Origin of the sequence: Streptomyces peucetius (assembly GCF_025854275.1) — a bacterium.
GTDB classification, from domain to species: Bacteria; Actinomycetota; Actinomycetes; order Streptomycetales; family Streptomycetaceae; genus Streptomyces; species Streptomyces peucetius_A.
Map to the genome: position 1 here is coordinate 3,346,357 of NZ_CP107567.1, position 21,300 is coordinate 3,367,656.

General features: G+C 67.4%; 18 protein-coding genes and 4 pseudogenes. 9 read left to right on the forward strand and 13 right to left on the reverse strand.

Annotated elements, in window-relative coordinates; all coding sequences use genetic code 11:
• Nucleotides 1-664 precede the first annotated feature (664 nt).
• Nucleotides 665-919, forward strand: a complete 255-nt coding sequence (locus OGH68_RS15235; RefSeq protein WP_264244440.1) for a hypothetical protein — start codon at nucleotides 665-667, stop codon at nucleotides 917-919.
• Between the two features lie 78 nt (nucleotides 920-997).
• Nucleotides 998-1,262, forward strand: a pseudogene (locus tag OGH68_RS15240) (integrase core domain-containing protein); the annotation flags it as partial.
• Here the strand turns inward: OGH68_RS15240 and OGH68_RS15245 are convergent.
• The 4 genes and pseudogenes from OGH68_RS15245 to OGH68_RS15260 form a co-directional block, all read right to left on the reverse strand.
• Nucleotides 1,248-1,448, reverse strand: a complete 201-nt coding sequence (locus OGH68_RS15245) for a transposase (protein WP_264244442.1) — start codon at nucleotides 1,446-1,448, stop codon at nucleotides 1,248-1,250. The pseudogene OGH68_RS15240 and the gene OGH68_RS15245 sit on opposite strands and share 15 nt — an antisense overlap.
• A 68-nt stretch (nucleotides 1,449-1,516) precedes the next feature.
• Nucleotides 1,517-2,122: a hypothetical protein gene (locus OGH68_RS15250; RefSeq protein WP_264244444.1), complete on the reverse strand. Its 606-nt coding sequence runs from the start codon at nucleotides 2,120-2,122 to the stop codon at nucleotides 1,517-1,519.
• 155 nt (nucleotides 2,123-2,277) lie between these two features.
• A pseudogene (locus OGH68_RS15255) lies at nucleotides 2,278-4,857 on the reverse strand (RHS repeat-associated core domain-containing protein); the annotation flags it as partial.
• Complete coding sequence (locus OGH68_RS15260) at nucleotides 4,802-5,449, reverse strand: hypothetical protein (protein ID WP_264244446.1); 648 nt, start codon at nucleotides 5,447-5,449, stop codon at nucleotides 4,802-4,804. The gene OGH68_RS15260 and the pseudogene OGH68_RS15255, both read right to left, overlap by 56 nt.
• 1,030 nt (nucleotides 5,450-6,479) lie before the next feature.
• On the opposite strand from OGH68_RS15260, the gene OGH68_RS15265 reads away from it, so the two are divergent.
• Complete coding sequence (locus tag OGH68_RS15265) at nucleotides 6,480-8,534, forward strand: N-acetylmuramoyl-L-alanine amidase (protein ID WP_264250096.1); 2,055 nt, start codon at nucleotides 6,480-6,482, stop codon at nucleotides 8,532-8,534.
• 424 nt (nucleotides 8,535-8,958) lie between these two features.
• Here OGH68_RS15265 and OGH68_RS15270 read toward each other — a convergent pair whose 3' ends face one another.
• Both OGH68_RS15270 and OGH68_RS15275 read right to left on the reverse strand, forming a co-directional pair.
• Nucleotides 8,959-9,429 (reverse strand): hypothetical protein, encoded by a 471-nt coding sequence (locus OGH68_RS15270; RefSeq protein WP_264250457.1) that lies wholly within the window; start codon nucleotides 9,427-9,429, stop codon nucleotides 8,959-8,961.
• Between the two features lie 365 nt (nucleotides 9,430-9,794).
• Nucleotides 9,795-10,700, reverse strand: a pseudogene (locus OGH68_RS15275) (recombinase family protein); the annotation flags it as partial.
• A 310-nt stretch (nucleotides 10,701-11,010) separates the two neighbouring features.
• On the opposite strand from OGH68_RS15275, the gene OGH68_RS15280 reads away from it, so the two are divergent.
• Nucleotides 11,011-11,157: a hypothetical protein gene (locus OGH68_RS15280; protein ID WP_264250458.1), complete on the forward strand. Its 147-nt coding sequence runs from the start codon at nucleotides 11,011-11,013 to the stop codon at nucleotides 11,155-11,157.
• 147 nt (nucleotides 11,158-11,304) lie between these two features.
• Here the strand turns inward: OGH68_RS15280 and OGH68_RS15285 are convergent, their stop codons facing one another.
• Both OGH68_RS15285 and OGH68_RS15290 read right to left on the reverse strand, forming a co-directional pair.
• Nucleotides 11,305-11,988, reverse strand: a complete 684-nt coding sequence (locus tag OGH68_RS15285) for a hypothetical protein (RefSeq protein WP_264244449.1) — start codon at nucleotides 11,986-11,988, stop codon at nucleotides 11,305-11,307.
• A 14-nt stretch (nucleotides 11,989-12,002) separates the two neighbouring features.
• Nucleotides 12,003-14,051, reverse strand: a complete 2,049-nt coding sequence (locus OGH68_RS15290) for a pre-toxin TG domain-containing protein (protein ID WP_264244451.1) — start codon at nucleotides 14,049-14,051, stop codon at nucleotides 12,003-12,005.
• Nucleotides 14,052-14,252: 201 nt separating this feature from the next.
• On the opposite strand from OGH68_RS15290, the gene OGH68_RS15295 reads away from it, so the two are divergent.
• Entirely contained in the window at nucleotides 14,253-14,519 is a 267-nt protein-coding gene (locus tag OGH68_RS15295) for a hypothetical protein (protein WP_264244453.1), read from the forward strand.
• Between the two features lie 7 nt (nucleotides 14,520-14,526).
• Here OGH68_RS15295 and OGH68_RS15300 read toward each other — a convergent pair whose 3' ends face one another.
• Entirely contained in the window at nucleotides 14,527-14,925 is a 399-nt protein-coding gene (locus OGH68_RS15300; RefSeq protein ID WP_264244456.1) for a PspA/IM30 family protein, read from the reverse strand.
• A pseudogene (locus tag OGH68_RS15305) lies at nucleotides 14,922-15,775 on the reverse strand (IS5 family transposase). The gene OGH68_RS15300 and the pseudogene OGH68_RS15305 overlap by 4 nt, the downstream one beginning before the upstream one ends.
• A gap of 141 nt (nucleotides 15,776-15,916) precedes the next feature.
• On the opposite strand from OGH68_RS15305, the gene OGH68_RS15310 reads away from it, so the two are divergent.
• The 4 genes from OGH68_RS15310 to OGH68_RS15325 all read left to right on the forward strand — a co-directional run bounded on the left by OGH68_RS15310 (nucleotide 15,917) and on the right by OGH68_RS15325 (nucleotide 19,315).
• Entirely contained in the window at nucleotides 15,917-16,336 is a 420-nt protein-coding gene (locus OGH68_RS15310) for an Imm10 family immunity protein (protein ID WP_264244457.1), read from the forward strand.
• A gap of 797 nt (nucleotides 16,337-17,133) precedes the next feature.
• Nucleotides 17,134-17,559: an STAS domain-containing protein gene (locus OGH68_RS15315; protein ID WP_264244458.1), complete on the forward strand. Its 426-nt coding sequence runs from the start codon at nucleotides 17,134-17,136 to the stop codon at nucleotides 17,557-17,559.
• 246 nt (nucleotides 17,560-17,805) lie between these two features.
• Nucleotides 17,806-18,519, forward strand: a complete 714-nt coding sequence (locus OGH68_RS15320) for an ANTAR domain-containing protein (RefSeq protein ID WP_264244459.1) — start codon at nucleotides 17,806-17,808, stop codon at nucleotides 18,517-18,519.
• A gap of 79 nt (nucleotides 18,520-18,598) precedes the next feature.
• Complete coding sequence (locus tag OGH68_RS15325) at nucleotides 18,599-19,315, forward strand: GAF and ANTAR domain-containing protein (RefSeq protein ID WP_264244460.1); 717 nt, start codon at nucleotides 18,599-18,601, stop codon at nucleotides 19,313-19,315.
• A 525-nt stretch (nucleotides 19,316-19,840) separates the two neighbouring features.
• Here the strand turns inward: OGH68_RS15325 and OGH68_RS15330 are convergent.
• From OGH68_RS15330 to OGH68_RS15340, 3 genes are all read right to left on the reverse strand, one after another.
• A complete protein-coding gene (locus OGH68_RS15330; RefSeq protein WP_264244461.1) occupies nucleotides 19,841-20,128 on the reverse strand; it encodes an ANTAR domain-containing protein in 288 nt (95 codons plus the stop codon).
• Nucleotides 20,129-20,240: 112 nt separating this feature from the next.
• Nucleotides 20,241-20,597, reverse strand: a complete 357-nt coding sequence (locus OGH68_RS15335; RefSeq protein ID WP_264244463.1) for a PRC-barrel domain-containing protein — start codon at nucleotides 20,595-20,597, stop codon at nucleotides 20,241-20,243.
• 324 nt (nucleotides 20,598-20,921) lie between these two features.
• A complete protein-coding gene (locus tag OGH68_RS15340; RefSeq protein ID WP_264244465.1) occupies nucleotides 20,922-21,200 on the reverse strand; it encodes a hypothetical protein in 279 nt (92 codons plus the stop codon).
• Between the last annotated feature and the right edge of the window lie 100 nt (nucleotides 21,201-21,300).

Here is a 21,300-nt window from a genome sequence, read left to right on the forward strand (position 1 = left end):
TGAGTAACCCAGCACGGCAGCCGGAGGCCCGCGCCTACGCGCGGAAGAGGGCTAGAGAGCGAACTCCTAAAGCGGGTGTCGCAGGTTCGAATCCTGCCGGGGGCACCGCAAAATTGCAGGTCAACGCACTGGAGGTCTTCCAGGGAACCTCTCTGGGAGGCCTTCAGGCGCGCAATGGGAACGCCCTGGGAACATTGAGCTGGATATTTCTCACATTTCAGACTTCCTTGCGCTCCTTGGGCCGGCTCATCGGCCACTTCAACCGCAAGGTCCACCTCGTCGTGGGTGGCCATTCCGCGCACCGTTCCCGCACGGTCAGCGACTGGATCGCCGAGCACGCCGACCGGGCCCGCGCACGGCCCTCGAGGGCGCCACCGGCCAAGTTCCCCGATGCGCGGACTTCAGATCCGGTGGTTCGATGGGTGCGGGCCGTCAACGCAGCGTCCATATCGCCACAAGGTCAAAGTGGCGGACAAGGGCCCGGCCCCGTCAGCGAGGGGACCTGGGCTGCATCGGCCTTACGGGCCGTCACCCGGACAACGGTGCCTGCGATGCGGGCGGGGAATCAGGGGCTGACCCGCGGCGACCTGCTCGGCGCCTACGGGTGATCACGCCGGTGACGAGCAGGCCCGCGAAGAGGGCGGCGATCAATGCAGGGTCGATCGTGTCCAGCGCGTTGGCGATCGTGCGCTGTACGTCGCCCGCAGCGTCGATGACCGCGTCCTGGGAGGGGGTCGCGCCGCACGCGGATCTCGTACCAGCCGTAGTAGGCGACGTACACGCCGACGAGAAGGAGGAGCCCGCCGCCGAGGCGCGGGGCAATAGCGCCGATGCGGCGGAGCCGGGTGACGGCGGTGGTGCGGGTGAGAGCGACGGTCAGGGAGGCGGCGCCGACGATCAGGCCCATTGCGCCCCGTAGGCCGCGAACAGGGCGATGCCCTCTCCGGTGAAACCGCTGCGGAAGGCGGAGACCACGATGGCGAGGAACGGGGCAATCGTCTGCCGCCAGCACGGCATCCGCCGCAGCATGGGCGGGTCGGCGCGAGCTATGACAATGCCCTCGCCGAGTCGTTCTTCCAGTGCCTCACGCGCGAGTTGCTCCATGAGAGGCGCTGGGCCTCGAAGGCACAGACTCGGCTGGAGTTGTTCCGCTGGTGTCGTACTACAACCGGCGCCGTCGGCATTCCGCGCTCGGCTACCTCACACCAGCCGAGTTGGAACAGCAACTGATCACGTCACATACGTTGTCACTCGTCGCATGAAACCCGGTGTCCACTCCCGGGGATCGACCTCATGTCCTGCTTGACCCGGTTCCGCAGTCCCTCGGCGCTGACCCCGATCTGCCGGGCCACCTCGGTGACGGTCTTCCCGGAGGCCCGGACCAGCGCGACCGCGTCGCGCTGGAACTCCTCCGTGTACCGCCTACTGCGGTTGCTCTTGCTTCCCACCTGGCACTACTTCCTCCGGAACCTCACGTCCCAGTCTCCAGGTGTCCAACATCAAGGGGAAGCTTCACTCATCGCTCGGGATAGAAGAACTCCATGGCGCCGCCGATCTTGATCAGGGAGGAGCCCTCGTGCCGTAGAGCCGATACACGCAACTTCTGCCCAGGCAGCAGCACGAGCAGCATGAGCGGCGACGTGACATCCATGGTGAATCGCTCGTCCCGCGCTGTGAGGGCAGGCGACAGGTCCTCGATCTCGATGAGATCGACCTCGCCGCCGAACAACACTGTCACGACGCGTGCAGATTCGTATCCCTCCTCCGCGTCGCTACGCCCCGTGTAGATGAGGGATTCGGACTCGGACACCACGGCCACGGGGGCACCGGCCAGGGCGTCCTCGATGGCCGCAGGCACCTCGATGTCGAATCCCAAGATGGCTCCGCCGAGGTGTTCACAGTCCAGCCAATCTCCGTTGCTGTTCCGTACGGAGTGGTACAGCTCCTCGGACACAAGCCCGTCACTACGGCGGTGGATAAGGAGCGCGAATCCAAGACTGTCGTCAATCCAGACATCGGCGACGACAGGCCCTTTGGTGAGGGGAGCGGGCAGGGCATGCCGGGGTCCTTGTTCGGGCTGAAGCGGGCCTGCGTGCAAGGCATCCAGAGCGATATCAGCCATGCCTCTCATTGCGCCTCCTGTTCCTTACTTTGTTCTTCCGCGGGCTTCCATGCGTAGGCGTTGCCTCCGGGGTTTCCGCAGGCGGTTGTGCAATGTGGCGCGCCGGGCGGGCGCGCCACATTGCACAACACGGTTATACGGTCAGCTAAGCCGGATCATGTCTTGGCCATGCAGGAGTAGGACATGTCCGCTACATAGCCGTTCCATCCGAAGACTCCGACCATGCCGTACGTCCAGATCCTGGTACCGGGTTTCACCTGGACGGCCACGTGGACAGCCCAGCCGATCTTGACGGGGTTGTACCAGGAGCCCTTGGCCTGCATCTTCCGCAGCTTGCCGCTGCGGCCGGGCGGGCTGCCCCACACCTCGACGTACGAGACGTTCTTCGCCAAGTAGCGGTTCGTCCAGCCCATGACCTGGACGTTCACGTAGTAGCGGATGTATCGCCAGCCGTTCTTCGCGATACCGGCGCTGCTGCGGCTGACGATGATGCGCATCCCGTAGCCATTCTTGATCCGACGCTTCCCGCAGTTGGGGTACGTGCCGCTCGCGTCAGTGGAGTTGCACGGGTCTGCATTGGCGTAGTCATAGGCATTCGCCGAGCCGCCAGGTACGGGGTCAACCTGCAGGAAGCGGCCCCGGGCCGGATCGTAGAGACGCACACCCATCAGGGTGAGGCCGGAAGGAGTTTCGGAGCTGCGCTGTTGCGAGCCCATCCATCCGTACCGGGTGGCCGCCTGTCCTGTGCGCGGGTTGCCGTACTCATCATTCTCGAGCGCGACAGGTGCGGTGCCCGAGTCCAGCGGAAGCTGGAGCGCGACGTCACCGTGGATGTTGGTGAACTGCAGCACTGTGCCGCCGGTCTTACCTGTGATGGCGCCGAGGCCACCGACAGCTGTCTCCACGTTGCGGGTCAGCTCGCCGGTCGAGACGTTCTCGACGATCCAGCGCGGTATGTCGGTGTCGCTGTCGTAGTGGTTGACCTTGGACGTCGTCTGCGTCCAGGTGCCGCCGCTGTTGGTCTCCGTCGTCCACGAGCGGACGCGCATGGCGGCATCCAGCTGCCATGTCTGCCTCTTGCCGCTGACAGTCTGCTGACGGACCAGGTCATTGGCATAGTAGCCAATGCTGCCGTGCCCGGGCGCTGCGGTGGTGCGACCGAAGGCGTCGTACGTGTAACCAGCGTCGACGGTACGGTCGGCGCTGTCGTACGCGAACGTCTTCGCTGTGCCTCCACTGGTCGGGCAGTCAGCACCCGGCGCAGCGGTCGCTGTGGTGAGCGAGAGACGGTTGCTGTGCTTGTCGAACCCGTACGCACGGCGGGTGCACACCGTGTTCGAGGTGTCCAAAACCGTGGTCAACCGGCCGAGCGCGTCGTACGTGTACGACTGGTCGGACCAGGCCGCGTGCGCGGTCACCTGGCCGTGAACGGACTCCTGAACCTGGTCGGAGAAGAGGGTGGTGCCGTCGCTGTCCCGGGTATACGTGCGGGACAAAGCCGACCGCGTGCTGTCCTTTCGCTGGGTCATGGTGTAGCCACCGGGCAGCTTCTCGCTGATGACACCGCCGTCGGCGTCGTAGTTGGCTTCGAAGCTGCCGGCAACGGAGTCGGTTGTCTTGGTGATCAGGCCGCGCGGCTCGGCCGTGTGATCATAGGTGAACGAGAGTGTAGACGGGACGGAGTCGCTGACCTTGACCGGTCGGTCGAGGGAGTCGAACTGCATGGTCGTCACGCCGCCGTCGGCATCGGTGTAGGAGATCTGGCGTCCCAGCTTGTCGTAGGTCCGCGTGATGGTCCCGCCGGTGATGGAGGACGTCTTGGAAGACTGGCCGTTGGCCGGGTCGTACTCCGTGGTGACCTCCGGGATCGCGGTGCCCACGCCGCCGGTCATCACCGTCTTCGCCGGACGTCCGGCGTCATCGAAGGAAGTGGTGGTCGTGCGGGTGCTGCCGTTCGCGGTCTCAGTGATCTTCTGAACGCTGCCCCACCCGTCGTATTCGATGGTCGTCGTCGCCAGCTGCGACGGGTTCGACCCGCCGCCTGTGATCGCGCCGCCGGGACCGATGGAGCAGAGCTGGTCGGCCCACTCCGGCCGCCCCGCGCATAGGCCAGTGCCGGTAGCGGACCAGTAGGAGGTCACCCGAGTCGTGGCGTCCGTGGACGTGGAGCCCGGAAGGATCTCCTTGTAGATGCGCCCCTGGCTGTCGTACTCCATGGTCGTGGTCATCGCCACGCCGTCCGGGTCTTGGACGGTCTTGACCGGCAGACCCTTGACCCAGTCGTAGACGGTCTGCGTCACCCGGGTCTCACCCTGCACGGTGGGGTGCTCGCGCACCTGGGCGCCGACTGTCGTCCGGGTGATCTGGTCCTTGATCGTGGCCGTGCCGTCGGTGGGACGCCCTGCGTCGTACTCGAAGAGCGTCCACGAACGCGCCGTCACCGGCGTGCCCGCCGAGACCAGGGTCGTGGTGCCGGAGGCGAGGTCCGCTGTGAGGTCGACCCTGCGCAGCGGCCCGAGCTCCTCCACCTTGCGGGCGCCGTCAACGGTGTAGCCGTGCCGGGTCGAGAGCAACTCCGCGCGCTCCGCCGAGGAGAGCTGGGCGATGCCGAGCTCAGCCTGGGCGGCCCTGTCCGCAGCGGTGAGACCGAGCGCCAGGGAGCGGTTGGAAGCAGTCAGCTCACGGACGGTGTTGCCGAAACGGTCGGATTCCGTCGCGCCCATATGGCCGCCCGGGTCGCCTCGACCACCACATCCGCACCCGGGACGGCGTTGACGTACTCGGCGCGCGTACCCTCCAGCTTCGGTGCGGGCAGCCGCCCTTCCACTGCAGGGTGATCTGCTCATCACCCTCGCCCAGCGTCACCAGATCCGTGGCCTTGGCCGCCTGCGCCGCCTTGAGCGAGGCCGCCGGGATACCTGCCTTGCCCGAAAGCCTCAACCCGCGAGGATGCGCCTTCGGCTCCACCGAGCCATCGGAAGCGACCAGGTCCAGATCGACATCACGCCAGTCACCGCTGACGCCGTCCCGGAAACGGACCGGACCCGCGGTCAACTCTGTAGTAAGCGAACCGTCCTTGTTCACCCACGTCGTCGATGTCTCCGTACGCTCGGAAAGCGCCTCGACACGCTTGCCCGACAGTCGAGCGGCGACCTTCGCCGAGGCGATGTCAGCCGCTGCAGTGACCGTCGGCCGGACCGGCTTGTCAGCCTTCACCGGCAAATCCCTGGGGGACGCTGCCGCCGCCCCCTCCATCACGGTGACGGACATGAGCAGAGCCAAGCCGCTGGCTATCCAGCGCAGGCTCCTGCTCTTCTCATGCCACATCCGCCCTCTCTCCTCTGGAGAGGGTGATTCCCAATTCACTCCCACAGTCCCGCCCTTGCCGTATGTGAAGAAAATGCGACCAACGCGAAACTTATCCAGGGAGGGAAGATCAAATACTGGGGCAGTCCACATAAAAAGGAGGCGGCGCCTCCGCTTCCTCATGTGAGCTACAACACATGCCGGGTCCTCCCTTCAGCTCGAACCGCACTGCCTTACCCCCGCGCCCATCCGGTCCGGCGCCCCAGACGTCGGTCACGGCGTCGATCAGTGCGAGGCCGCGCCCCGCCCTCGTCCCAGCGGTTCGCGTGCCGGGGTGCGGGCAGGACCGGGGAGTCGTCACGCACCTCGATCCCTACGCCCGCGTCCTGGTGGAGTACGAAGATGTCGCAGCGGCTGTCCGGGACGTGGGCGATCACGTTCGCAAGGAGCCCACTGAGGGCCAGTTCGGCGGCTTCCGTCAGGTCTGCATGTCCCAGAGGCCAGGTGGGCCCCGCACGAAAAGTGACCGGACGGAGGGGGGAAACGGGCTAAGCGCACGAGACCCCTTCGGGATCGACGCCGTCAGTTCCTGCAGTTTCGAGTGATCTTCGTCACGCTTCAGATGTGCCCTGAATTCAGCAGTCCGGTTGTTCAGCCCCCTCCTGGCCAAACCGCCTTCCTCACACCCCTGTTGAGACAGCGCAATCGAGCGTGGACCCCAGCGAGAGCCCAGGCGCGGCGGCTGTACGGTCCTCTCTTACGGGCTGAGGCGCCGGACGCGCAGGCATACGCGTCCCCCAGCCCGCACATTTGTGTTGAAGAGGTGGGGATTGCCGTGAAACGGCGTCGTATCTGGGTGACGGCCGCCACCGTGGTGGCTGGGCTGTCCGGGGTGCTGGTGTTCCAGGGATTGACGGGCAGTTCGGACAGCGCGTCGCACGCGGATGCCCAGTCGGCCCCGGTCAGGTCGGAGACCCGTACCGCGGAGCTGAAGACCAGTGGCGACGCGCACAGTGCGGCACTGGAGAAGCGGGACACCAAGCCGTTCAGCATGCTGGGCATCACCTGGACCGACCCGTCGGCCAGGTTCGACGGCACGGTGGAAGTGCGTACGCGGGGTGTGCGGTCGGGGAAGTGGTCGCAGTGGCTGAGCCTGGACGGTGAGAGCGGCCAGGGCGAAGCCGGTGCGGTGCGCGGTGGTACCGAGCCGGCGTGGGTGGGGGCTTCCGACGCTGTGGAGGTACGCGCACGCGCCGGTGGCAGCACGTCGGCCGAGCTGCCCGCGGGGCTGCGGCTGGACATGGTCGATCCGGGCACGGGAAGCGTGACGGCGATGGAGCCCGCAGCCTTCGCCGTTGACGAGACATCGGAGCCGCAGCCGTCGGCGTCCGAGTCCGCCCCCGCAGAGGAGTCTCCGACACCGGACGCCTCCGCGAGTGGTGAACCGACCACCGAGCCCTCGGGCAGCGCCTCCGCCGAGGAGTCGCCGTCGCCGGACAGCAGCAGTACGCCGACCGAATCCGCCTCCCCTTCGGCTTCCACCAGCCCGGAGCCCACGGCCACGCTCCCGCCCGCGCCGCCCTCGACGATGCCGCAGCCGCCGGTCACCTCCCGCACGGAATGGGGTGCGGATGAGTCGATCAGCCCGGAGGAACCCGGCTACCTGCCCGACGGCAAGGTCAAGGCGGTCGTGGTCCACCACACCGCCGAGTCCAACGACTACACCTGCGCCGACGGCCCGGCCCTGGTACGCGGCATCTACGCCTACCACGTCAAGCAGTTGGGCTGGAAGGACATCGGCTACAACTTCCTCGTCGACAAGTGCGGTGTGGCCTACGAGGGCCGAAAGGGCGGCATCGACCGCCCGGTGATGGGCGCCCACGCCTACGGCTTCAACTCGGAGACCACCGGCATCTCCGTCCTCGGCACCTACACCGACGCCGTCCCGCCGCAGGCCGCGATGGTCACAGCCACCCGAATAGCCGCATGGAAGCTCGGCCAGTACGGCGTCGACCCGAACGGCACCACCACCCTCACCGCGGGCGCCAACGGCACAAACTACTTCGGCAAGTCCTGGACCAAGGGCACCCAGATCGGGTTCCCCACGATCCACGGCCACCGCGACGGCTACAACACCCAGTGCCCGGGCAACGCCTTCTACGCCCAGCTGCCCACGCTGCGCACCTGGGCGGGCGGACCGGTCACCGGCCTGGCCATCAAGTCCGTCAGCGCCCCGAAGTCCGGCACCACGCACTACACCAAGTCCGCGGTCACCGTGAGCTGGAGCGCGACCACGCCGTCCTCACTGATCAAGCAGTTCGAACTGCTCGTCGACGGCAAGCCGGTGGTCACCACCGCGTCCACGACCACCTCGACCTCCACGAACCTTGCCCTCGGCAGTCACTCCGTCGCCGTCCGTGCCACGCACCACTCCGGCAAGACGTCCACCAGCGCGGCCGCCACTGTCGTCGCCGAGACCACCGCCCCCACCTTCACCACCAAGCCCACCCTGTCACTGCGTGCCGGCACGGTGAACACCACCGCCGTCCCGGTCACCCTCTCCTGGAAGGCCACCGACAACGCGGCCCTGAAGGAAGTGCGCCTCACGGCACCCGTGGCCAAGACCTACACCACCACGACCACCAGCGCCGCGCACACCGCCAAGTCCGGTGTGGCCACGGCCTGGAACGTGACCGCGTACGACTTCGCGGGCAACGCCGGCTCCGCCTCGGGCAGCTTCACTCCGGTGATTCTCCAGGAGACCGCCGCGGTCAAGTCCGGCACCTGGACCACCAGGTCGTCGACGAGCTACCTGGGCGGCAAGTCCTACTCCAGCGGCGCCAAGAACGCCTCCCTGACGTGGACCTTCACCGGCCGGTCGGCGTCCTGGGTGGTCTCCCGGGCCTCCACCTCCGGACAGGCGTACATCTACGTCGACGGCGTGAAAGTGGCCACGGTCGACCTCAAGTCGTCCACCACCATGTACCGTCACGCGATCTGGACCAAGAACTGGACCACCAGCGCCAAGCACACGGTAAAGATCGTCGTGGTCGGCACCTCCGGCCGCCCGACCATCACCACCGACGGCCTCGTCTACCTCAAGTAGCCGCCGACCCGTAAGCAACGGCCACTGTGACGGCCCCTCCGAGCAGGCACATCGCCTGGTCGGAGGGGCCGTCTGGCTGTACGCCTCACCACCAGCGTCACCCGTGCGGCGAGCAGATGGTCCCGCAGCTCCAGGACTGCGTTCATGGTCGAGCCCCACGTCGTGGTCTCGGCCGTGAAGGACCCCCGCCACTTCGTACTCGAGGTGCGGACACACACCTTGGCGTCCTTCTTGCTGATGTCGAGGCCGGCGCAGCGTTCGTGCAGCACGTCCACGTCTTGCTCCCTCCCTCGCCGGACAGCCGGGGACGCCGTTCCTGGAGGGCCAGGGTGAATCAGGAATTCTGACGCACGTGCTTCACAGCAACACTCCACGGTTCCCGTGGACGGCCCCAGCACCACGCTGACCTGCGAGCTCACCGGCATCACAGACGCTGGGCCCGGGTGATGAGTTGCGGATAGTAGCTGAGCTGGGTCAGGCAGGCGACCGGACGTGCTGTTTCACCCTCGCTTCGATGCCCACCGGCCCAGGTGACCTGGACCTTCACCTTCTCGCTGGTGCCGATCACCTCAATGTGGACCTTCTCGACCAGGTGCCGGATCAGCTGCTTGCGGTCCGCGTCGCTGGTCGTGGGAGCATGCCAGATGCCGGGGACATCAGCGGCCAGGGCGCGGATCTGCTCGCGCTCGGCGGCGCTGAGGGTGCGGGGCCGCACGGCCAGGAAACGGTCGTACTCCTCCTGCAGACGTTGCCGCTCGCCCATCGCGGTCTCCCAGTCTGTCTCCAGCTGTCGTACGACCAGGCGGTTTTCGGGTTCGGCGAGCTGGTACTGGCGCCGGGCCCGGTCCACGGCGAACTCGGCCCGCTCCAGACGCTGCCGCCAGATCTGGTCCACCTGAGCGCGCTGGGCCTAAACCTGCTCGGCGGCGGCGAGGGACACCTCGACGGCCGCCGGGGCCATCGCGGCCAGCAGCAACGCCGTGACGTGCTCGTCCACGCAGTCGCCGGCCAGCTGCTGGCACTGCCCGGTCGCGAAGGTCGTCTTGTCCGAGCCACAGACCTAGGCGGGTGCAGCTTCCCGCCCGCCCCGCGCTGGTAGCGCACCGACATCTTCTTCCCGCAGCGCCCGCAGGCCACCAGCCCGGCCAGCAGGGCCGGCCCGTCGCACACCACGCCGATACTCTCGGCCCGGGCCCGGTTGGCGTCCATCCGCTGCATGTTCCGCTCGTACCGCTCGACGCTGATATAGGCGGGCAGCAGGCCCGGAAGGTAGACGTACCAGTCCTCACGCTCGGTACGCACCCGGCCGGTATACGGCCGCCCCGCCTGACGGCGCCGCGGATCGATCCTGCTGCGGCCGTAGGCGTAGATTCCAGCGTAGGCCGGATGACGGAGCATGTTCTGCACTCCGGCCCGGCTGGGACGACGCCACCGCAACTCCCCCCGCTCGGGCCCCTCGCGCAGCCGCACCCCCAACTGGATGCTGTTGTCGGCCAGATAACAGAGCACCGCGTTGACCGTCCCAAGCCGGTCGAACAGATCCAAGACGAGGCGGACCACGGCCTGGACCTGCTCATCGGGATCCAGGACCGCTTCGCCGGACGGGCGGCGTACATAACCGACCGGCAGCGCCACGACCAGCTCACCGCGCCGGGCCTTCGCCAGCCGCCCGGACCACATCCGCTGTTTGATCAGGTGCAGTTCCGCCTCACTGATCGTCCCCTTCAGCCCCAGCAACAGCCGGTCATTGTGATCAACGGGGTCATAGACACCGTCCGGGTCCGCGAGCAGAGCCCCCGACAACGCACACAACTCCAGGAGCTGGTGCCACTCGCGGCCCGTCCGCGCCAGCCGCGACATCTCGATCCCGAGCACGATGCCCACGTGGTCCAGGCCAACCTCGGAGACCAGACGCTGAAAGCCGGGCCGGACATCGACCCCGGACGCGGAGTGCCCCAGATCCTCATCAATCACCAGCACCCGCGAGGCCGGCCACCCCAGCGCGACCGCTCGCTCGACCAGCGCGTACTGCAGCCGCGTGGACTCCTGATGGTCCTTGACCTGGCCGGCGGTCGACTGCCGGACATACACGGCGGCAAGACGATCACGATGCCACAGCTGGAACTTGCCCTCCAGCCGCTCCCACGGCCGCCTGATCGTCGTCATCGCCCGCACCCCCGTCCCGGCTCCCGGGAGGTGTCGCTGTCGCCATCCGTTCCACCAGCAGGCCCAGCAACCGCTGGACCACCACCCGGTTCACCTCCGGGAACGACTCCCAGCTCGGGGCGCCCGCTATCGCGGGCTTCGACTGGGGGGCACAGCCCCGTCTCCTCCTGCCACCGCGCCCCACCCCCCTCGCCTGTCTCGCTCTGCCGGTCCCGCAGCAGGCGGACCGTTCCGGCCAGCGCCAACAGGGCATCAACCCCGATGACAGGGACATTCCCCATCGCGTCCTGGTCTATGTCAGCACTGCGGCTTGCTCCTTGAGCGCCTGATCAACCGACTTAAGGACTGGCGCGGCATCGCCACACGCTTCGACAAGACCCCCGAGAGCTACCTCGCCGGCCTCGAACTCCGTGCCTCGATGATCTGGCTCGAAGAACTGTTGCGAACAGCCGATTGATCACGACATCACACAGGCCCTAAGCCTTCCAAGAGAGCGACCTCTCAAATGCACTGCAGTGGTCATGGAGTCAGCACTTGTCGGACGGCACCCGTCCCCGGTCTTCTCGGGGAGGGGGTGCCGTCCGGGCGCCTGCCGGGCGGGCACTCAGCTGACGAGGTACTTGACCGCGTCGACCACGTGTGGGCCGTAGCCGAAGGCCGCGGCCAAATGCTCGAGTCGCTCGTACGCCGCCGGGGTCAGTGGTGTGCCGAAACTGTTGACAGCACAGAGCAGGAACCGGAAGGCCAGTTCGGCGCAGACAACTTCTGCGCACCGCGTCAGCGCGGAATGGGTGGCCGCTGACCGGGTGTCCTGGTCTCCGCCCTGGTCGAGCAGCCCGACCATGGCGACCACCTCCGCCGTCCGCCGGCGATGCTCGACCGCCGCCGACGAGGCCCCGTCGGGCACACACACGGGATACGTCGTGCAGGCGTCCTCCGAAGCGCCGCGTGCTCTCGCGATCGGCACGATCAGCGACAGCAGGCGGTCCACGGACGCGCGCTCCTTGCCGCCGATCTCAGGCTGGCCATCCATCGGTGTGCCCGTGGCCCGCCAGAGAACGCTCAGCTCCTCGCCGGTGAGGTCCGAATCCCGCAGCCGCAGTACGTCCTCGATGAGGAGCAGGACGCGGCCGGGTTCGAGATCCGGGTTCCGGCCACCTAGGTAGGCCAGGGCATGATCCAGTGCCGTGTCGGCGTAGAGGATCCAGTCGCCGTGGAAGGACGTGCCGAGCTCGGTCACGCCGAAGTCGAAGGTCATGTCCTCGTGCTGTGCTGCGGGGTCGTGCATGGTTCTGCTCCCCTTTACAGCGGGTAGGCGGTCAGGACGTAGAAGCCGCCGGGCTTGTGGCCCTTTTTCACGGCGATGATCACCTTGAAGCTGTTGCTCGTGGTCGGACTGTAGTTGCCGAGGTGGTCCATGCTGTCGCCGAGCGATCCGGTCCCGTACGTGCCCTGGAGCGTGAGCTGCTGCGCCTTGCCCGGCTTGCCCGCGTCCTGCACGAACTTCGTGATGCGGTCCTTGTTCTGGTCGACCAGCTGGTTGACCGCCTTCTGGGCGAGGTCCGCGCTCTTCCAACGGGAGTTGGGCGTGGGCCTGCCCATCCGCCGGGTCTTGGCCTTCGCCAGGGCCTCCATCTTCTGCCGGTCGACGTTGACGTGCTCGTCCAGGGTGTGGGCGATGCCCGGGAACATCCGCTCGGCGCGCGCCAGGTCGGTGCAGTTGTGGACCAGGACGTCCTGGGCGCCGACTCGCACGTAGTAGCTGTCGATGCCGCTGACGTCGAGGTCGTAGGTGGCCTGCCGGGCGGCGGACCGTTCGGTCGCGGTGACGGTGGCCTCTGTGCCCTCGGCGGTGTGCAGGCGGTCGCCCGCGCGCAGCTCGCCCGCCGGGACCCACGCCTGCCGGTCCGGCAGCCAGTAGCGGTGCTGCTCGGTCGACGTGAGGTCGGAGACGTCGCCGTCCGCGCCGGCGACCGACAGTCGGACAAATGTCTTGTCGGTGTACTCGGAGGTATACGGCGTCGACATCACCGGGCGCGGCCGGGTCAGCTCGGCGAACTCGCCGCCCGGGTCGGTCGCGAGGACCTCGTCGCCCGGCCGGACGTCCTCGATCGGCTTGTGCGTGCCGTCCGCGAGGAGCACGGGGGTGCCGGCCGGGAAGCTGTTGCACTCGAAGACCACATCGGTCTTGCGTGCCTTCGCGATGTCATCCGGGATGAGCTTGCCGCCCAGCTTCAGCCAGCGCAGCACCGCGAGGGAACCCAGGGCCCGGTCGAAGCCGTCGACGTGCTCGCCGGTCATCATGTCCTTGCCGGTGATCGCCTCTACGATGCCCTTGCCGTCGCCGATGCCCGGCATCAGGCCGAGGATGATGGACATCCGGCGCTGCTGCTCCTCGCTGTCCAGGCCGGAGGAGCCGTCGTCCCAGGTCTTGCCGACGTTCGAGAAGTCGAACTCGAAAGCCGGAACCTCGCGGAGCTTCTCGGCGGCCTTCTTGATGCCGGGGACGACCTTGTTCATGTCGTCGACGGCCTTGTTGGCCTGGCCGATGCCCTCGTTGAGGGTGTCCATGCCCTTGTTGGCCTTGTTGATGGACTGGTTCAGCCCGCCCAGCGACTTGTTGATGTCGTCGACAGCATCATTCATGTCGCCAAGGGCGCGGTTCATCTGCGCGAACCCGGCGTTCATCTGGTCGAGCGCCTTGCCGATCCCGTCGAGGTTGTCCTTGACGCCCTTGACCGCGGCCTGGAACTTCGGGTCACCGACCAGCTGCGCGAGTCCGAGCGTCAGCCGGATCAGCAGCAGGGTCATCTCGATTATCACGAGGATCGTCTCGATGGTCTCGAGGACGTCCTTGATCAGCTTGTCGATGTCCTTCTGCGCGCCGGCGGCCGTCGCGCGGATCCGGTCCTCGACCTGCTTGCGGTACTCAGGGTCCGCGATCTTGGTCGGGTCCTCCTTGAAGGCCTCCCTCAGCTTCTGGAGGCCGGCGGCTTCCTTCTTCACCGTGCCGAAGTGTTCGACGGTGTCCTTGTGGAGGTAGTGGACGCCGTACGCGAACATACCGACGCCGGCACCGACCTTGAGGGCCTTCTGCGCGAAGTCGCGATAGCAGGCCGGTTTCTCCAGCAGCGACAGCTTGTCGCAGCCGGAGATCCTGGCGGTGCCCTTGACGATGGCGGCCAGGCGGTCGGTGTCGAGCTTCGCCTCGGCGGCCTCGAGCTGCGCCTCGGCGTGCGTCAGCCTGACGCCCTGTGCGGCCAGCGCGCTGTCCTCGCCCATCCCGAACGTCAGGAAGACGCTGAGAATGGTCAGCAGTGCGGCGGTTTTCAGTTTGAGTTGGCGGTGCATATACGTCCCGTGCCGGAGAGCAAGGCGCGCACGGATGGTCTCTCCGGCGCGGCCGGGCTCTGAATTCCCCCTGGTGGCCGTCCGCTTCAGGCAGCGACCCACCATTTACCGACCAGTAGCTTACGCGCAGCATCGATCCCCCGACGATCCGCCCCACCAGGGGCCAGTTGGTTTCATGATGATCTGCGGGTTCCGTCGGCGGTGGTTCGGCGTCGTGATGTCAATGCGGCAGGTAGCGGCTTCTGCTGGCCCGGCAGGGCAAGCGGAAAGCGGCCAGCGACCTGGTGCACCCTGCCCGCCACCCTCGGCGCGATCCGCCGGGCCCAGGTCATCAACTGGGCCTTCGACAAGGCGTGGTGCGACGAGTACGCCCCCTGGTCGCGGCACAACGCGCAGGAGGGCTACGACATGCTGTGGTCTTGCCTGCGTGAGGCGGACGCCCCGCTGGGGGTGATCTCAGGTGGCTGAGAGGGCGTTAAGTCCGTTTCTGGTAGCGGCCGCGTCCGGGCTGGGTGAGGAAGCCCTGACGAGTGAGTCGTCCCAGGCGGGAGCGGGTGACGTTGACCGAAGGCTCGTCGGTGGGTAGGCCGAGGTGTTCGTGCAGGTCGTGGACGCGGAATACCTTCGCGGGGTGCTCGTTGAAAGCAGTCACGATGCGCTGGTAGACGGTGTCGGTCTTCGCGGAAGCCGGTTCGTGGTCGGGTGGAGTGAGGCCGTCGATGACCTTTCGGGTGGCGACGAGCTCGGTCAGGCGGGCCTCGGTCTCGGCGAGGGCGGTGGTGAGCCGTTCGATCTGCTCGCGCAGGCTGTTGGCTCGTGCGGCGGCCTCGTCGTGTTCGGTCTGCAGCAGCCGCAGGAGTTCGTGGACGTTCACGCGGCCAGCTCCACGTCGTCCCGCCAGGCGGCGGTCGGGGTGGTGAGGCGGCGGAGCATGCCGGCGGTGGAGGCCCAGTAGACGCGGGAGGCCGCGTTGTCGGGCCGGTGGTCGTAGTCACGGGCGAGGCGCCGGTGCAGCATGAGGGTCCCGTTGACCTGCTCGACCACCCACCGCTTCGGCTGGGGGACGAAGCCCTTGCCTCTGTCGTCGGGGTTGCGCCGGACCACCTCGACAGTGATGTCCTTCACCGCCCCGTGGACGATCACGGCGTCCTTGAAACCCTGGTCGACCAGGACCTTTTCCAGGCGTATCCCGCATCGTTCGGACGCCTGGTCCAGCAGGGCGATGCCGGCCTCGTTGTCATGCGCGCTCGCCGCCAGGACCACCACGCCGATGATCAGACCCATGACGTCCACGGCGAGCCCTCGCTTCCTGCCGGGCGTCTTCTTGTTCACGTCCAGTCCCGTCGTCTCCTTCGGCACCCCGGCCGCCACGCGGACCGACTGAGTGTCGATGATCACCAGGGACGGGTCCTCTAATCGTCTGGACCGCTCCCGCACCTGACAGCGAAGGATCTCCTGGATCCGCTGGTCGAGGCCGTCCTGGCGCCACAGGGTGAAGTAGTAGAACACCGCCGACCAGGCCGGCAGGTCGTGGGGCAGGAGCCGCCACTGACAGCCTGTCCGGTTCTGGTAGAGCAGCGCGTTCACGACCTCGCGCAGGTCGCAGGAGCCAGGTCCCCGGTGGCCGACCGCGCCACCCGCGCCTGCTTCCACCCGGTGACCAGCGGTTCGATCAGCGCCCACTGTCCGTCGGTCAAGTCGGTCGCGTACGGCATCCGTTCCATGCCCGTGACTCCACCATGCACACGACAGGGTCAGAGCGTAGGACCGTCCAACCACCCACGAACGAGCGACACCACATCATCATGAACGGGACTTAACGCCCTCTGAGAGTCGGCCGCAGCAGGCCCTGGTAGAACACGCGTGTGACCTACAGATTCATTGCGAACATCGCCTACGGGTGGCAGGAGAAGCGGCCGCCGGACATCTACGTCCCGACTGCCGGAGTTGCCGAGTCAGAAGACGAAGAGAGCTTCGCGCTCGAGTTTCAAGGTGGCTTCGAGGAACCAGACGAACAGGACATCCGCACCGGCTGCGACTCGTACTGCGTTGTCACTCCCGACCAGAACACCGCGTACGGATGCGTGCGCACGGTGGAGCTGGAAGCAAACGTCCTGCGGGTCACATTCGACCCCGCTTACCTGGAAGAACTGTACTTGGATGACCCCGTAGTTGAGGCAGTCCTGCACGCACCAGTCGAGGACATAGCTCGCATGACAGAAGCACTCACGCGCATCCTCACCTATGGCCGACCCGACGCGCTCCCGATCGTGATCGGAGTCTGAATCCGCCGGCCCCACGTGGTCAGCATCTCGCCGGGCCTGTCGGTGAGGACCTCAAGCGTCGGGTGAGGAGCGGCAGGGATGGATGAGTGTCTAACTGCGTGACAACGCCGACGCACAGCAGCGAACGGGGGCGGACATCAACGGACCATCAGCGCAGGTGGCAAGCACAGCATCCCGAGTACAGGCACCGGCCCAAGTTGCTTCGGGACGAAGAGGTCCCGCCGGCAAGGCGCGAAGGAGAAGATCGGCACTCCGGCGTGTACGGTGTGCCATGCCGATCGGGCGCTCGCGTTCCGCGGCACGGCTGCGTATCCGTGGGACGGCCACGTCCACAGAGCTGTGGACCAGCACGGCAAGGTCCGGCTTCGGCAACATGCCGACCGTCTGGCGGAACCAGCTCTCCGACTGCGGCTGTCGGCCGCCGTGATTCGCGTCCGAGTACAGGACAGTGCTGCGGATATGCGCGCGCACCGTCTTTTGCACGGTCCACATCGTGGGATCGGGCGGCTTCGAACCCTCCATCAAACAACGCGAGGACTAGGCTGCTGCATAGACGTCCCAGACCCCGGCGGCATGCTATTGCTGAACACAGATGGCTGCGGGGTGCGGACTCTTCGTCCGTAACCCGGCGCATCCCTGGAGGGAACCGGGTGGGTCCACTGTCCTGCTGCACAGGCTGTCGAACCGGCCGTTGCTCTGCCTCCGCCGAACATACGCCCCTGCCGGCAGCGCGCTCAGGGACCGGAACTCCGGCACCTCCGCGCCCGCTGCTGGATGGTCTTCCGAACCGAGGCGTCATGCCCCTGCCACAACTCACCGTCAGCCGCCATGACCGAAGTACACGGGCGCTGATCACCCTGGCCGGTGAGATCGACCTCGAATCCGCGCCGTTGGTGCGCGTGTCCCTGGAGCGGTGCCTGCTGGACGGTATCCGCGCCATCGACGTCGACCTCACCCGCGTCACCTTCTGCGACTGCAGCGGACTCAACGCATTCCTCCGCGCTGCGCAAGAGACCACCGTGGCCGGCGGGACCCTGCGCCTGCACCATCCGCCGACAACGCTGGTTCGGATTCTCGACCTCACCGACTGCGGGTTCCTGCTCCTCGGCCTTCCGTTCGGCCACCTGCCACCTCCTCTCGGCGACACCCCGGCCCCGCCCCTTCCGGACCCGCCGCACCGGTCTGCCCCGCTTGCCCCTGTTCTCCCGGGTGATGTGCGATGACGGCCGAACCCGGACGGGGACAGTTCGCCACCTTGGTGGGCCGGGCCGATCGTGCAACCCTCGCTGCGCTCCGCTCCTGGGGGTGGCTGGACATCGGAGTGTTCCGCAGGCCGGCCGGTCCCACCTCGTTCCGCGCGCTGGTGCTTCCCGTCGGGGAACGCACCACGGCGAGGTTGGAGGGCCTTGTCACAATGCCTGGAGGCGGTGGCCCGGGTGGGCCCTGACAGCCGGTCGGCCCGCATACAGATGCTGGTGGCGGAGCAGGCGGCCCGGCGAGCTGCCCGGGTCGGTGTTGTGGACGTGTGCACCGCGGCCGTGGCCGCGCTGCCGGTCAGCGGGGCCGGGCTGTCCGCGATGTCCCGGACCGGGCCGAGCCACCCGCTGTGCAGCACCGACGACATCAGCGAGCAACTGGAAGAGCTCCAGCTCACGCTGGGTGAAGGACCCTGTGTGGACGCCTTCCTGCATGGCTCGGCCGTCTTGACACCCGATCTGCTCACCCGTGACCTGCAGGACCGTTGGATGGTCTTCGCCGAGGCCGCCCTGGAAGCCGGGGCACGCGCGGTGTTCGCGCTCCCTCTGCAGATGGGGGCGATCAGCCCGGGAGTTCTGGACCTGTACGCCCGCGTTCCGGTCCGGTTGAACGCAGAGGAACTGGCAGACGCGTTGGCGTTCGCCGATCTCGCGACTTTGGTGCTGCTCGACACGCGAAACGACGAGACGGGCGGGTCGCGCAGCGCCCCCGCGGAGGACCTGGGCGCGTACCGGGCGGAGATCGACCAAGCCAGCGGCATCCTGACCGTCCAGCTCGGCGTCGGCATCGAAGAAGCCTTCGTCCGGCTTCGTGCCTACGCCTATGCGCAGGGGCGCCGGCTCGCCGACGTGGCCGCGGACGTGGTGGCCCGTCGGCTCCGTTTCTCCCCGGACACGGAACCGGACCAGGCCGATGACGAAACCTGACGCATTGGTGCCGGCCGAGAAACGTGCCGTACTTCCCGCCGCTTCAGGCAGGGACTAGTCTCAATCGAGGGTGCCTACGATGGATCAACAGCTTCTGGCCAAGACCTTCGTCGAGCTGGCCGACAACCTGGTCGCCGACTTCGACCTCATCGACTTCCTGCGCCTGCTGACCGACCGCTGCGTCGGCATGCTCGACGCGAGCGCCGCCGGGGTGCTGCTCGCCGACCGGGACGGCAAACTCCGCGTCATGGCCGCATCCGACGAACAGGTGCGCCTGCTGGAGCTCTTCCAGCTCCAGAACGACCAAGGCCCATGCCTCGATTGCTTCCGCACCGGCGCACCGGTGATCATCCACGACCTGACCCGGGAGGTCGATCGCTGGCCGCACTTCGTCACGGTGGCCCACCGCAGCGGATTCGGGGCCGTCCAGGCCCTGCCCATGCGCCTGCGGGACGAGACCGTGGGCGCCCTGAACCTTTTCCGCGCCGCGCCTGGCCCCTTCGATCCGGCCGCCACACTCGTCGCCCAGGCCCTGGCCGACGTCGCCACCATCAGCCTGCTGCAACAACGCACTACTCAGCGCAGCACGGTACTCAACGAACAACTGCAGACGGCGCTGAACAGCCGGGTACTGATCGAACAGGCCAAGGGGAAACTCGCCGAACGCCAGGGCATCGACATGGAGCAGGCGTTCACCGCGCTGCGCGGCTACGCCCGCGCCCACAACCGGCGCCTGGCCGATGTGGCCCGCGCCCTCATCGACGACTCCGAACCCCTCGCAGACCTGGGGTCCTGACCCACGGCCTGGCGGGGCCCGCCACTGCTCTGCGCCGTCCTCGATCAGTCGGCGGTGGGAAGGCCGCCTGCCGGTTCTGCAACCACGGGGCACTGCCGGCTTCTCCGCTGAGCGCCGAGCCCGGGCCCTGGCGGTCCGGTGCCCCCCGTGCACCCGGGACGCCGTCACACTCTCCGCCTCAGAGAGGATTCGCCGTTCGGCGTTCGGGTAGCGCCAGCAGCAGCGGGCGGAGAGCCTCACGGTTGACGATCAGGTCGCAGCAGGGCTCCAGGCCACCGAGCGTGTCGGCAGTGGATGGCTGTGCTCGGAGCGGCCGGGTACCGGCACGGAAGGTTCGCGACCGTAGAGCGAAGCACACTCATTCCCGGCGGAGCGGACCCGGCCGCGCAGCTCCTGCGTCAAGGCACTGCACGCCCCAGAGGCGGTCCCGGAAGTGCCCTTTCAGAGGCGCCCGACGGCCGTGGACGAAGGCACCGGAGAGTTGAACTCACAGCTTCCGGTACCGTCCGCTGGGCGCGTGCGCCGTCATCTCCGGTCCGCCGCATGGAGGCGCCTCAGTGCTCGGCGCAGTTCGCGCTGTATTGGTTCCGGGAGCGTCCGGTCCTTCGTCGTGGCGACCAGAGCCTCAGCCACGTCGCGGAGCTTGATGTTGCAGCGCTGCGACACGTCCACCAGGAGGTCCCAGGCCCGGTCACTGGGACACGGCGCCATGGCCATCATCATGCCGCACGCCTGGTCGATCACCGCGCGGCTCGCCAGCGCTTGCCCCAACTGCTCGTTGTCAGCTCGTAGTTCGACGACCTCGGCGAGCAAAACCGCATCCTTCTCCGAAGGCGCGGTTCTCCATGACCGCTGTTCTTCACGGGGCGTGGTCACCTGGTGCATGGTCCGTACCTCACAGGGCAGTCATCCCGTCCATAGGTGATCAGCGACGCGCCAGTTGCCGTTCTCCGGCCGCACCGGGCTCGTAGGTCAGTCCGTAGTGCTTGAAGATCGCTTCCTCCTGCTCGGCGGGCAGAACGTCGTCGGTGCCGATCGAAGGGGCCTGTTTCACCAGCGTTCTGACATAGCCGACCTTGAGGTAGTCCGGCCCGGCGATCGCATCCTCAAGGGGGACGAAGACCAGACGGCGCCGGGTGGGCAGTCCGGTCCGTACCGTGGCCATGGCCGGCTCGTCGGTGGTGGTGTCCACATAGATCGCCTCGAGGACACCGATCTTGTGCGACTCGGTGTCGACGACATCGCGGTTGCGCCATTCTCGGACGTCGGCTGCGTAAATCATGGCCTCTCCCTACCTGTACGACCCGCCAGGTCGTCGTGAGTCGCACTCCTGGTTTCCGCGTGAAATCGCCGGACCGCACGGCGCAGCGCCCGCTGCATCCGCTCCGGGCGCGGCCTGTCCTCCCCAGGCGGCGAACCAGGGACGCGGCCACCTCCGGAAGTCTGGCGTCGCACCGCCGTGAGACGTCCAACAGCGCCCCCAGTTCCCACCACTCCTGCGGGATCACGGTTGCGCGTTGCATCACATGTACCTCTTGACGATCGCGATGCGTCCTGTCTGACTGGAGCCGTCCCGGAATCCGTGGCTGCCGGCCCACTCCACGGGTCACCTGCGGTGTTCGTGGTCCCGACGGTCCTCACGCCGCCAGCGTGCTCGGTTCTGGCGGCTGTAGCGGCGGTCCCAGCGTTCCTGACGATCCCGGCGCTCCTGATAGTCCCGGTAGTCCCCGAGGTCGGAGCTGCCGCTACGGTTCTGGCCCCCGCCGCGATCGCGGCCGTGGCGGGTGACGCCGTAGACCAGCACCGCCGCGGCCACCCACCAGATGGGATTGAGGAAGCCGAAGCCGAACAGGACCACGATGAGGATGAGCAGCAGAACGAACACGGCGGGCCTCCCCGGGAACGGAACACAGCATCGAAACCGGGGACTGGGGCCTCACCCCACAGCGTAGTCCCACCCAAGGGTTGCGGATACCGTGCGACGT